This window comes from Chitinophagales bacterium (assembly GCA_019694975.1).
GTDB lineage: Bacteria > Bacteroidota > Bacteroidia > Chitinophagales > UBA10324 > JACCZZ01.
In genome coordinates, this window is sequence record JAIBAY010000007.1 from 151,748 (window position 1) to 165,084 (window position 13,337).

Consider the following 13,337-nt stretch of genomic DNA (forward strand, 5'->3'; position numbering starts at 1 on the left):
TTAGTGTGAAATATTCAGTTTGTTGAAAGAAGAGTTTCCATTGATGGTGGTCTTCACTAAGTAAAGACCAGGGGCAAATGAAGAAGCAGCGAACGCTTTTTGCACGAAACCTGCTTTCATTTTTTCAGTGCTCAGCATTGAAACTTTGTCGCCGTGCAGTGTAAACAATTCAATGGATACCTCAGCTGCTTCTTTGAGGTTAAATTGAACGTTAAACTGAGTATTCACAGGATTTGGAAATATGGTGAGTGCGCCTTCCACTGCCGGAAGTTCGTTAACAACTGTAGTATTAAAAAATCCATGAATGGACGTTGCAATGTCTGCGGTGTCGCCACTACTGTAACCCACTGTGGTATATAACACTTCATGAGAACTGCCGGCTACTACAGCAAGAGTTGGCATTCCAAATCCACCGTAATACGCCACTAATGCAGCGCCGGAATCAAATGGTACACTGTTGAATCCATTATTATTGATCCAGTTCTCGACAGTTGTACAAGAATAACTGTTTGTGTAACCCATTTGATAAAAATGAATTTTACCCGGATACTGCACATCTAATTGCTCTTTCATGGCTTCTACCTCTTTGCCTGCGGTAATACACATATTGCATGTCATGAAAAACTCCATGATAATTACATCTCCTGCATCAAGTGTCGTAAAGCAATTGTGCATTACTCCATTACAGTCATTCATGGTGAAATCCATGGCGGTTTGCTGCGCTTTGGAGATCTGGAAAGACATAAGAAGAGTAAAAACGAGAGTGAAAAGAGGTTTCATTTGTTTTGGTTTTTGATTTTGTAATTGAAATTATTTTTGAATTAATGGTAAAGTTGTGAATGATTATTGTTCTAGGAGTACAATTAATTATTCTTTGACAAATTTTTTCATCAATGCCGGATTTTCACCATCGTCAATCCGAACGACGTATACTCCTGCCGGCCACTGCTGCGTATTCACCTCTAACATAGCTTGTTCATCGTCATTGAGTTGATTTACATACATGATAGATCCCAGCATATTTAATATGCTGATATCTGCATTAACCGGTTCAGCTATTTCAATGGTCAATTTATCCGTAGCAGGCACCGGATAAAGTGAAAGCAAATCATCAGATAGAACGTCTTCATTCAGCAATTTTTGAGGCGGCGTGGTAAATGTATCGAGAATGGAAAAGTTGGATACTATGAGCGGTGAGGTTTTACATAGAGTTTGAACGTGCCATTCATAGGATGTTGAAGACAGCAGTCCTGTTAATTGCACCTTGGTTTTGTTACTAGAAGGCAAGGTGATCCAGTTCGTGGAACCCAGTTGGCGGTATTGCACTTTATATTTTTTTACTCCTGATGCCGGCCCCCATGCAAGGGTAGTCTTTAAAGGTTTAGGTGTTGCTTTCATCGTGAAACCGGTAATCCTGCTGCACGGGTCCCATGGATATTTGTAAATCCGGTAGCTTTTTTGCCCGATAGTATCAAAACTCATTTCCCAAACAATGTTTTTATTGTGATCCACTTCAGTATGATTGGGTAAACCCCATGGAACAAGACCCCAATCGATCATCGTATTTCCGTTGGGCAGGCGCTGTGCGTTACCTGTCGCAGGACCATAAACCTTTATACCGTTTACATCCGGATGCTCATAATCCCAGACAAGCGTGGCTATTTTATTTACTTCGTCAAGAGAATATTCTTTCACACTTGAGACTTGCGGCACCATGTGATTCCCATTATTAAAAATAGTGATGTTGCCATTGGGAATGCGTCGCAGATCGTGTTGAGATGCAAAGTGTTTTATATTGTTATCGTTCACAAATGTGAATTGATTGTTTTCTCCTCCCATTCTCCAGATGATATTCCCTGTCTCCCTGTTGATCTTAGTGAGTTCATCCATGTTTCTACTGGAGATCAGGATATTGCCATCCAAATCGCGTTCTATTGAGTTCCCATGTACATAATCCACTGTTAAATTAGTAAGCGGAGTGTACTGATTGGCATCTGTAAACTGAAAGTGGTCATCACTTCTCCATTCAAATACTACATCCCTGTTTACATCCAGCTCCTGAAGCACAAGATATTGAACCATGGCATTGGGCAAACCTCCATAGGCGGTCATATCGGTAGATAAAATATCATAGGCAAACATGAAAATATGGCCGTCGGGATACATCACCACATCATGGGAATTGGTTGACAATTCATATCCGTTTTTACATTGCACAGAATCAATGACATAGTAATTTGAATCGAGGATCATCCAAATGCCCCGCGCAAATACAAAATAGGAGAGATATCCGTTTTTATTCACCTTAAAATCACGGCCATCCATACCCACATCACGCGCCCATACCATGGTTCCATCATTTTCAATGATCGTTGTAAATGAATTGGTTCCAGGCTTCGGGCCAGTCTGATCTTCATGATTGGTATAAAAAATACGACCTGGTGCAGGATTATTATTTACATTAATAGTGTAGGGTGGCATGGAATCCAGCGGGTAAGTAATTTTTTCACCGGTTTTCTCTGTTGGGTCGTAACCATATTCTTCAATGAAAAATTGAAGTTTTGCCTGGCGTATCAGTTCATCTTCTTCAGGAGTAGTTTTATTGCGAATTCCAAAGTTAGAAGTAACTCCCTCAATCTTTTCACCCGTTGCTTTGCGAAGTTTGGAATTTACGGTTACGTTCACTGTTTCACCATACTCAAAAACATGGTCAGGTTTAATAATTACAGTCTTATTATCGTCTGATAACCGGGCTGTCCAGCTGTGTTTACCGCTGACAGAACCATTAATTTCCACCAGGCCTTTTTCCTTCAGGGATTCGTGGTCTATGAAATTCCCATTTTTAAGAGCAAAGGTTACTTGGGGATGATGGTCCTTAGAGCCGGGTCGGGGGTTGATGTAATTGAATTGTGCCAGTGTTTCTTTTACAATGAAGGCTGAAAAAAGTATAGTAAGAAGAAATTTCATGTGGGCTTTTTTTGTAAATAATTGAAAATTAGTATGAGGTGGAAATGAGTTGACAAGTGTTTATTGCAATAGCAATAAACTAGAAAGCCCTGTCATAAAAATGACAAGGTGAAGATGCTCAAATTTGGAAGCTCTGAATAATAATGCGTGTACCAGCTTTGGGAGGTGGTGGATGAAAGCCTGTGTAGATTTCTGCAGTATGAAAAATGTCTTTCGGATAAAATATTTGATCCGAAAAAAGCACTGCAATAAGAGATTGTAAATCGGTAACTGTATCAGCTTGAAGGAAATGATACTGACCAATGGTTTTAAAAAATGCTAGATGATTACCTTGACAGTTACCGCTACTGTCCTCGTGATGACAGGAACCAGATTTCTGAACAGGCTCCTCAGTATCTCCTTCGTTGCAGCACGCAAAAAGACCGATAGAACAGCGGAAAGAGCATAGGTGAGTGTGCAGTATTACCAGCACAACTACCCATGAAAGACTTTTGACTATCTGATTAGGCTTCTCCACTTTGTATACCAAAGATATAAAAAAGTGAATGATGCTCAAATTTAATAGTTCATCTAAGGTGATCGTTAATGCATCCCGTGCATATCCATTACCGTTGAATCAGAACTTGCTCCTTCGGCAACTGTCACTACAAAGTCGCTTGTTATAACTTTGCCATTGCGTTGGAACTGCGTGAAAAGCTTGTAGCGACCTGGCTCTGGAAAATCCACCATAAAGTCCACATTTCCCGTTTGGCTTGAACTCAGATTCTCCATCGGATGTGCGTGAATAAAGTCCAGACTGCCTTCCCGGAGTATTACTGAATGTCCCAGAGCCCCAAGGTATTGTTCAAGATCAATCACCGGATTTCCATTTTGGGATAGATAGAACATAAGCATTGACTCAGCTCGGGTTTTTAATAGTCCATGGGTATTGAGAACAATCTGTAACCCTTCAAAACTCTTATTCCTTTCTTCATTACCAAGTTCCTGTGGCTCATAATTTGCCATGCTACCTACTGAAACATCTTGACTTAGAGTAATGGCAAGCGGCATACCCATGTTATCCATCTCTCCACCTTCAACAGCAAAGTCAGCGAAGATCCGATAGTCTCCATCAGCTGGGAACATCAGGTCTTCCAGTGTAAATGTGCCACTTGATGAATTGTATAGGGGATGGATGTGTTGAAAATACGCCAGGTCTTTTCGGACCACAATCACGTGCATCGGTTTGGTGTGTGTAATTGCGAAATCTTTCAGTGTATTGCCTTCTTCGTCTACGATTGAGAATGTGTATTCGTTCGGAGCGTTTACTGCATACATCTTGCCCTGCGAATCTGACTTTACAGTGTATGATAGGTGGCTTTGAATTGGAGTGCCAGAAGACGTTTCTGTCGCTGAATTATTTTTTGTTGCAATAAAGAAAATACTGCTTAGGACAATAATGCTAATTATGATAACGAGATATTTGTTTTTCATAAATTTTAAAATTAGAGAATTTGGATCCATGTATCGCCCGTATCACTGCTTTTGTAAAGCTTATTTTCATGAGTGAGCGCATAGACAACACTTGGATTGCTTCGACTAAAGGCAATATGGAGTAGTGTTTCTCTGTTAAATGCTTCGTTTACTTTCTTCCACATCTTACCACTATCCGTGCTCTTTCCTAAGCCTCCTAATTTTTCACTGAAACTTAGAAAGGTTTTTGGATCTTGGGGATGGATTACAAGGACTGATACGGCACCTCCTTCTAATTCTGGCGATAAAGACGCCCAGGTTACACCTTTATCTCGACTGACCATTGCGCCTTGTTTGGTTGCGGCATACACCACATTCGCATCCTGTGTATCAGCCGCAAGATATACCGGTAGCAGTTCGTGATTTACAATCTCCCATGTTTTGCCCTGATCAATGCTTCGCTGGATGTTGCCTTGATACCAACCATAAATAAGATTTGGATCTACCGGACTAACTGCCATTGCATGGAAGTCAACCGGCCCGTTAACTCCGCTAGAAATTTTCTGCCATGTAACTCCGCCGTCTTCTGACTTCTGAAATCCAATATTACCTCCCGTACTTGGATGACCACTTGAAAAGGCAATATTTGCCTCTGTAGGATGAATTGAGAACCCCATATAGTCATCCTTGCTTTTACCCACTCGGTAAAGGTCTTTTTCATTTATGAGAACTAAGAGGCCGTGGTGCGTTGCAATGTAGAGTTTGTTCGAATCTGCTACATCGACTGCTAACCCGTGACCATGAGTAATAGATTGTTCTTGGTATAGATCGTTCGCTAATGAGCTGTTTGCTGTATTATTGTTCCCGCGCGAAAGCAATATGATGCCTCCGACTATAATTACAGCGATTATCACAAATAAAAGTGGTTTCTTTTTCATAATTAAAAAATAATTGTTGATAATTGATACGCTCCAACCGGTTCCTGATAAGTCGCCATCATGACAGCGCCGATCAGAAGCACGATGACCCACACAGCGAGGAATCCTTTCTTTTCTTCTCCAAGTAAAAGATCAATGACCTTGATCGCACCGCCGATAATGAGACATGCACCGAAGAGCAAATGCCAGTTCATCGAAGCAATGACTGATTGAGTAATCCCAAGCTGCTGATGAAAAAAGAAAATTGAACCCGTAAGAAAGATGACGATTGAAGTGACAAAAGCCAGCCATGGGATATTTTTTCTTTGGCGTATCCATTCGGCGACTCCGGCAGTAGTAAATAAAATTCCGCCCATAAAGTGCTGCAAAAATTGAGACCAGTGTGTGAGCAAGTATCCTACTGCGTACGGATTGTCATAAATAGAGTGATAAATAACATCGACAAATGAAAGAGATAGACCGAGGATTAAGAAAAGAATTGGTACAAGATATTTCGATACAAACCTTCTGATTGGGAGCTTGAAATGCTCGATGATACCTCCTGCAATAACAATTAAAAGGAAGACTCCAATGATTCTATGTCCGAGTACCGAATACTTCACCCATTCTGCTGTCGTATGAATTTTGAGCGTTTCCGCAAGGATAGTTGTCGTGTCGGCATAGGCAATCGGCTGGCCAAGGGTCATCAGCACCATTATTAATGCCTCGAGAGCCATGACCACATCTTCTATAAGTGTTACCGATGTCATGGGAATCTTGAACACCATACCAAGGCACGCGCACGGGATTTCTTCTTTCTCTCTGATCTTTTGGATCACACCAATGGTGCTGACTGTCATTAAGGCGAAGGTGAAGACATCACGATAAATGCCACCTATGTCAGCAAGGTAAAATGCAGCGATTGAAAGTTCCAGGAATGGATATATGAATGCATATGCTCGGGAACGCTTGGCAAGGATGTCATACGTGCTGTAAGCATCAGTAAATGCTCGCAGATTGAATATTTTAAACAATCCAAAGATAGCAAAGAATGACCCCATCATCATTCGCATTGAAAATGCGATATCCAATGAATTATGAAGGACGCTTGGGATTAGCGTAAAAAAGAAAATTGAAGAGAAAATAACAATTAACGGGAGAAACTTTTTAAAGTTGGACTGTTGCTTCGGCGCTTTACCAATACAAGTCGCCCCCTCTGGTGCGTGGTGATCGCAGTAATAGTGAACAAGGCCGTCTTTGTCGGCTTTTAGAAACGTCCCGTCCATAGAGCATTTTTCACAGGTATGCTTCATACTATTTTCGCTTTAAACGATAGACTTTTAATATCTCACTCTTTGCTTTGTCTGTTTGTCCTTTTTTAATTTGATTTACAAGACAGTGGCCGAGATGACTTTCTAGCAATTCGTCCTCGACTCGTGACAGGGCTTGCTTAATAGCAGAAGTTTGAGTAATAATATCGATACAGTACGCATCATTCGATACCATTTTATGCGCACCTCGTATTTGGCCTTCAATAATTTTTAGCCTTTTGAGGACTTTAGGCTTATCTACTCTTTGCATAGTTTTAATATATACCCGTAGGGGGTATAAGTCAACACACTATAAAACTGATCTATACCTTTATCAAGAAAACGTAACTCGGGTTTTATTTAATGCATCACTAACCAATTGAAATATCCTGATTGTTAACTTCTGAACTCCCTTTTAATGATAAAGAGTTAGCACTGAATGGTTGACTTGTAGTTCCATCAATCATTAATTTCAAGTACATATTGTATCTGGGCAGATTAATGAAATCTTCTTTATTAAAAATAGGATAGAACTCCTTTTCCAAGATTTCAGCGTCCATTGCTCCTACTCGAAATGAGATAATAGTTCCCACGTTTCCGAAAATAGCTCCTCGAATACGTTCATCAATTTGCTCAATGTATTGGTGCGTGAGGAAAAGAGAAAGTCCGTACTTTCTTGCTTCAGCCAGTACATCAACGAAGGAAAGCGAAATGAAAGAATGCATTTCATCCACATAGAGATAAAAGGGTTTCCGGATATGTTCTAGTTGCGTTGCTCGATGCATTGCCGCAAGCTGAATCGAGGTCAGCAGAATGCTTCCAAGCAGCGAAGACGCATCTTCGCCAATCTCTCCTTTTGATAAGTTTACTATCAAAATCTTACCCTCATCCAATACCTGCTGAATTCGAATCCCCTTGGTCTTTTGACCTACAATGTTTCGTAATGGAATGGAAGTAAGGAATAAACCAACTTTATTCAAAATTGGAGAAATAGCTTCTGAGCGAAACTGAGGTGAATATTTTTCAAATTCCTTGCTCCAAAACGATTTTGAAGCTGCGTTTTGAACATACAACAGCACATGGTTTCTGAAACCCATGTCGGTAAGTAAAGGCTGAATATCAAGAAGCGTAGCATCAGGGTATTCCATAAGTGTGAGCAAACAATAACGCAGGATATATTCAAGTCTTGGTCCCCACGATTCAGCCCATATCTTTTTGAAGGTTGAAATAAGGCCAGACGCAACCAAGTGATGATACTTTGGATGTACAGCATGCAAAGGGTTGAATGCAATTGGATGCTCTGAATCTGTGGCATTAAAGTATATGAGATCGCTCTTTCTTTCTTCGGGAATGTAGTTAAGTATGTCTCGCGCAATGTCTCCATGGGGGTCAATTATTCCGCAACCAATTCCTCGCTCAATATCAGAAATAGCCATATTCTCAAGGAGTGTTGACTTACCGGTTCCGCTCTTTCCGATAACATAAATATGCTGTAAGCGATCCTTGTCTTTAATACCAAAGCACTGCTTTTGACTGCGATAATTGGTGACGCCAATGGGTGTAATTTTAGAATGTTCATCCATATAAAAACAATAGAGGTTTTTCTGATACAAAACAGGAGGGAGAAAGGATGCTTTGTGGCAAATAAGTGGCCTCCACCGGCAATTTTTCCCTCCTTCCACACAATGATTTTTTAAGTAAGAATGAAAGAAGCTGAGAAGATTTTCAGCTTTCTTATGAACTTACAAGAAGACAACCCGAAATCAAAATTCATCTATACTGAGGAGCAATTGCAAAACATTTCCGAGCTCTGTGATGTGTTGCGAACTATAAGAGCTCGCCTTATCCGGGAAGGAATTTCAATAGAGGAGGTAAGGAACGAGATTGCCAAGAAAAGAGGTGATGATACAATATAAGTGTATGTCAATCGCTCTTGATAAAACATTTAAAAACCATTACCTACTCTACGCCAGAAAAAGTACAGATGACAAAGAGAATCAGAAAAACTCCTTGAGTTATCAAATCTCTGAAGGTTTAAAGTATGCAAAGGCAAATAAACTATCTATTGCCCAAATTACTATTCCTGGGTTTTCAACTATGGGCGAAATTAAAGAGAGGCACACCGGTTTTAAAGAGGATGAAGATTTCAGTATCAATGAAAACGGAACAGTGAGTTATAGAATTGAAAGACCAAAGTTTCACTGGCTTGTCAAATACTTAAAAGAAGGTTCTTTCAAAGGAGTAATATTTCTCTGCTGGGACAGAGCGAGCCGCAACAAGAATGATGATAGCCTGCTCAGAAAGCTCATGAATCAGTGCGACATTCATTTTGTGCAAACTCAATATGATTATAAAAGTAGTTCCGGCCAACTACACATGGATATTGATGGAACGTTTGCGCAGCACTACTCCAGGGTAATGAGTGAAAAGATTCGAAACCAAAATAGAAAACTACGTGAGGAGGGAGCTTGTCTTTATAAGGCTCCTATTGGCTATTTGAATGAGGGTAACTCCCAACACAAACCATTCGATCCTACAAGGGCACCTATTGTTAAGAACATTTTTGAAATGTATGCAGAAGGCACCTGGACCCTAAGAGAATTATCACAATGGGCTATCAAACAAGGTCTGACCATGCCACCGATTCGGAGAAAGCGTACTTCTGAGGAAATGCTTTCGGATGAGGAAATAGAAATAGAACCCAGTTGCCACCTCGCGACATACAAAAACATTCAATTTATTCTTACAAATCGTTTTTACATTGGTAAGATTCGAGATAAAGAAAACAATTGGCGGGATAGTATAAGCCATGAGCCTCTTATCTCCACAGAACTGTTTTATCGCGTCCAGGACGTTCTCAAATCAAAAAAAGTGAGCGTGCACTACATAGAGAAGGCTTACTTCCCTTATCGCGGTATTGTGCGCTGTATGCACTGTAAACGCGTTTATACCCCATATGAGCAAAAAGGTATTCACTATTATGGTGTAAGGTGTGATAAACCATGCGAAAATCAAAAACGTAACATATCATCAAGGTTTATTGAAGAAATGGTAGGCCAAGCTCTGTGTGAATTGTCTTTTACCGAAGAAGAACTCGAGGAAATCAATTCTCGAAAAAACACAGATCTACCAAGACTTGAAGAGAAACGTTTGAAAGAGTTGGACCAAAAAGAGTATCAAAAAAGGAAGTTAAGAGAAGACCTTGCCTATTTACACACAAATAAGTTGTCATTACTCAGAAGTTCTGTTTATACAACCGATGATTTCCTGGAAGAGGAAATTAAGTTAAATAAGGCCCTTGAGAATCTACAAATGGAAGAACAAGCTTCCGACATCGCAATGCACGAAGTAATCAATGATATCCTATTGCTTTCCGAACTACTAAAAGATGCTTATACTTTCTATTATAAAGCTAATTCAAATGAAAAACGGCTTCTAATTCAAAAAGTCTTTTCCGAACTTTTATTTGACGGAAATACGTTACAGTACAAGGCTAAAAATGGATTTAAGCTCCTTGAATCCCATTCTGTGTCATTGGGTGGAGACTATACCTGGATTTCCGAAGCTGTTAGATGTCACCAACTCATAAAGTGTAGCATAGAAGATTTAAAAAGTTTGTCACCACCAGACTAATATAATTGCCCTCTCTGGCAATTTCTCCTCCGTTCAAGTGATTACAAATTTTATTTACACTTCATTCATATGATCCCAAATAATTTAAAAGCAATTCGAAAAGCATGTGGTCTAACACAAGTAGCAGTTGCTAAGAGATTAGGATTTCATAGTACGGATCGTATCTCCAAATGGGAGTACGGAACGATGTACCCGCACATGGTCAATCTTCTGAAGCTTTCAATCATCTATGACAAAAGACCAGAAGAGCTGTATCCAGAACTTCTGTTTAACCTCCGGCTTGAAATGACTCCTAAGCCTGTCTATTCTCCTGTTCCATCCTCTTCTCCTGAAGATACTTATCCAAAGCCTCTGCAGTCCCAAACTCTTCACAAATCAGACGTGCTCTGATTGTAACTACGACTTCGCATAGATCCTGAACGTTCTCAAGGTCTTTGTCGGAGAAGAATCGACGTTCTTCTGGTATAAGCAAATGAATATTCTTTGCTTAGGAAAAAGCTTTGAATTGTAAGCCTCTCCTTAATTCTAACTATGTGGCAATTAGATAATGCCTCTTCGTTTTACTACTTCATAGACACTAAGTCCCTGGTTCAATTCTTCTGGTCCAATTATTCCTCTCCTAACGAGAATCTCACCTATAGACATAGTCTGTAATTCCTGGGCCGAGATAATTCCTCTTCGAACTAATTCGGCAGCAACTTGTTGATCGTTCATAGTTTTTTTGCTAAAAATAGTTTAATAATTTGCATTTTACTATATAAAAAAGATACATACAAATGTTAAAAAAGAATGGATCCCTTGTTTTCAACGCGTCCCAGCATATTGAAAAACATAATGAAAACATGCGAGCAAGAAATATTGTTTGGAATAATCAAGCCATAAATTTTCAAGCTGATTATGTTAAAGGATGGTTAATTACAGATAAAAGAAATCGTGTAGATGCCTTTAAAATAAAACCTGAAACAATAAAAAGAACAGTGGTAGAATTTAGATTAGGTAAATACGCTCCCATTTCCTCTCCGACTGAAAAGACAATAAACCAATTCCCCTTGGAGCCCATGTATAATTGTTTTGGATATTGCTTTGGGGATAGTGAGTACTTTATTCCTAATCCAACTCCGATAATACAAGATGAATATGAAATAGTACCAGAAATTGAGAAAGCAGAAATGATCATGCACGTCAATCACAACGGCTTCAATGATCAGGGAGATGATATCTGGCAATATACTCACGGAATGATTCTAAATCTCAATGGGACTGTTTCTTTCAAACCAGGGTTCTGTAAATTGGAATCGGAAATTGCTTTTACACAGAGAAATACAATTTATAACTTTAACCATGAAGAATATCTTCGGAGAAGATGATCTTTAGTTTCATTAAATTTATTGCATGGCTTAAATTTGCCGACGCCTAATTTTTAGGATGTTTCTTTGAATGTACTCTCCTTCTCTTCAAGTACTTCTTTATCAGAAATTCGGTCAACTGAACTTTGTTAAGTTGTTCAAATTCTTCGAGCTCTTTTTCAGAGAGGTTATCAATCCATTTTAGTGCTTCTTTTCTTTTTTTTAAAGAAAGCTGCTTCATTGAATCTCTTAAGTCTTGTTTACGTGATGGCATAAGAAAATACCTATAAATGATATGAGTAAAAACAAATAGCCCTCACCATCTAAGGTGGCTCGTAGAAAGACCTATACGATATTTTAAGCTACTTGAATACAGCTTTGTAGCATGATCGCAAACTCGTGTCAATGATTATAAATACAATCAGAAGATTGCCATATCTGTCAAATTCTACCTCCTTTCTTCTTTTCACCGCTATGCTACGTTTGATGTATGGCAGATATTCCCAACAGTCTCAAAAAATATCGGCGAATTACCGGCTACACACAAAAGGAAGTTGCAAAGATTTTGGAATTTAAAAGTACCAGCCGAATTTCCAGATGGGAAAAAGGAGAAAGTATGCCTTCAGTAAAGAATCTTCTCAAACTCAGTTTTCTATATGCAACACTTCCTAATGACCTTTATTACGACCTATGGATGGAGGTTAGAAATAATCTGCGAAAGAAGAAATAAAATGGCATTCATAAAATTACCATAACGATACATCACTGATCTTCTACCCTCAAAGCATTGATGCAGGAATGAAGAACAGAAAACTGAAAAGTTTTTTTACAGGGTAACAAACCTTGTGCGTGTTCCCCGTACTTCACGTTTTTCGGCGCAAAAAAATGAAAAAGCAACTCGCTCGCTCTAATCGAATCGAATAATTTCTTTAAAGAAATTATATCGATCGAGTGAAAAGTTATTAACACAATTAACCATATTTATCAAATTATGAGCACAGAATCAAATGCAGAAAATTATGAAAGCAAGTTTGCCTATGAACTGGCTAACGTATTAAATGATCATCAGTCCATCCAAGTCTATGTAAAATTTACTCAAAAATACAAGGAAGAGTTTTTACGGAAGATTCTACTTCGGGTAATGTCGATACCGGATAACAAGATAAAGCGGACTCGGGGTGCCTTATTCACCTATCTTGTCAATCAACATGGCTTCGACCATTCTCGGAATTAGCCCTGGAACGCGTATAATGGGCCTTGGAGTGATTCAAAATGGTGAACTGGTGGAATGGCAGGTGAAGACCTTTAAAGGTTCCTGGTCGAAAGAAAAGCTGCGTCTCATTATAGACAATATTCAAAGTATTAGTGATCATTTCAAAGTATCTGTCATAGCGTTAAAAGTCGTATCTCCACTTCGCACTTCGAAGAATTTATTGAATTTGACTAAAGGAATTATGGAAACAGCAGAGAAGAATAAAATCCGTCTTTCCAGGTTCACCGGTCAAGATCTAAAACTCAGGGCAGAACCTGCGGAAAAACATTCTAGCAGTGATTTGATGGAATTTGTATTAGACAAATATCCGGTACTGAAACGGGAATATTTAAAGGAAAGAAACAACCTGAATCCGTACTACTTCAAAATGTTTGAAGCGATTGCTGCGGCTCTGATTGCAGAAAGAACACGATAACTTATTTTTTTTGCCATAAGTGGC

12 protein-coding genes are annotated in these 13,337 nt (G+C 39.2%); 5 read left to right on the forward strand and 7 right to left on the reverse strand.

Annotated elements, in window-relative coordinates; genetic code table 11:
• The 7 genes from K1X61_13260 to K1X61_13290 all read right to left on the reverse strand — a co-directional run bounded on the left by K1X61_13260 (position 1) and on the right by K1X61_13290 (position 8,229).
• Positions 1-780: a T9SS type A sorting domain-containing protein gene (locus K1X61_13260; protein ID MBX7109614.1), complete on the reverse strand. Its 780-nt coding sequence runs from the start codon at positions 778-780 to the stop codon at positions 1-3.
• Between the two features lie 87 nt (positions 781-867).
• Entirely contained in the window at positions 868-2,967 is a 2,100-nt protein-coding gene (locus K1X61_13265; GenBank protein ID MBX7109615.1) for an aryl-sulfate sulfotransferase, read from the reverse strand.
• Between the two features lie 582 nt (positions 2,968-3,549).
• Positions 3,550-4,440 (reverse strand): hypothetical protein, encoded by an 891-nt coding sequence (locus K1X61_13270; protein ID MBX7109616.1) that lies wholly within the window; start codon positions 4,438-4,440, stop codon positions 3,550-3,552.
• Between the two features lie 11 nt (positions 4,441-4,451).
• Positions 4,452-5,357 carry a hypothetical protein gene (locus K1X61_13275; GenBank protein MBX7109617.1) on the reverse strand — a complete coding sequence of 302 codons (906 nt, stop codon included), beginning with the start codon at positions 5,355-5,357 and terminating at the stop codon, positions 4,452-4,454.
• A gap of 2 nt (positions 5,358-5,359) precedes the next feature.
• Positions 5,360-6,622: a hypothetical protein gene (locus K1X61_13280; GenBank protein MBX7109618.1), complete on the reverse strand. Its 1,263-nt coding sequence runs from the start codon at positions 6,620-6,622 to the stop codon at positions 5,360-5,362.
• A gap of 28 nt (positions 6,623-6,650) precedes the next feature.
• The gene (locus tag K1X61_13285; protein ID MBX7109619.1) at positions 6,651-6,917 is read right to left on the reverse strand and encodes a metal-sensitive transcriptional regulator; all 267 of its coding nucleotides are present in this window, start codon (positions 6,915-6,917) and stop codon (positions 6,651-6,653) included.
• 100 nt (positions 6,918-7,017) lie between these two features.
• Entirely contained in the window at positions 7,018-8,229 is a 1,212-nt protein-coding gene (locus K1X61_13290; protein ID MBX7109620.1) for a type IV secretion system DNA-binding domain-containing protein, read from the reverse strand.
• A 337-nt stretch (positions 8,230-8,566) separates the two neighbouring features.
• Between K1X61_13290 and K1X61_13295 the strand changes: the two genes are divergently transcribed.
• The 5 genes from K1X61_13295 to K1X61_13315 all read left to right on the forward strand — a co-directional run bounded on the left by K1X61_13295 (position 8,567) and on the right by K1X61_13315 (position 13,313).
• On the forward strand, positions 8,567-10,279 hold the full coding sequence (locus K1X61_13295; protein MBX7109621.1) for a recombinase family protein: 1,713 nt from the start codon (positions 8,567-8,569) through the stop codon (positions 10,277-10,279).
• 69 nt (positions 10,280-10,348) lie between these two features.
• Complete coding sequence (locus K1X61_13300) at positions 10,349-10,669, forward strand: helix-turn-helix domain-containing protein (protein ID MBX7109622.1); 321 nt, start codon at positions 10,349-10,351, stop codon at positions 10,667-10,669.
• A gap of 452 nt (positions 10,670-11,121) precedes the next feature.
• Positions 11,122-11,646, forward strand: a complete 525-nt coding sequence (locus K1X61_13305) for a hypothetical protein (protein MBX7109623.1) — start codon at positions 11,122-11,124, stop codon at positions 11,644-11,646.
• 469 nt (positions 11,647-12,115) lie between these two features.
• Positions 12,116-12,355, forward strand: coding sequence for a helix-turn-helix domain-containing protein (locus K1X61_13310; protein MBX7109624.1), 240 nt, complete (start codon positions 12,116-12,118; stop codon positions 12,353-12,355).
• A gap of 478 nt (positions 12,356-12,833) precedes the next feature.
• Positions 12,834-13,313 (forward strand): crossover junction endodeoxyribonuclease RuvC, encoded by a 480-nt coding sequence (locus K1X61_13315; GenBank protein ID MBX7109625.1) that lies wholly within the window; start codon positions 12,834-12,836, stop codon positions 13,311-13,313.
• Positions 13,314-13,337 lie beyond the last annotated feature (24 nt).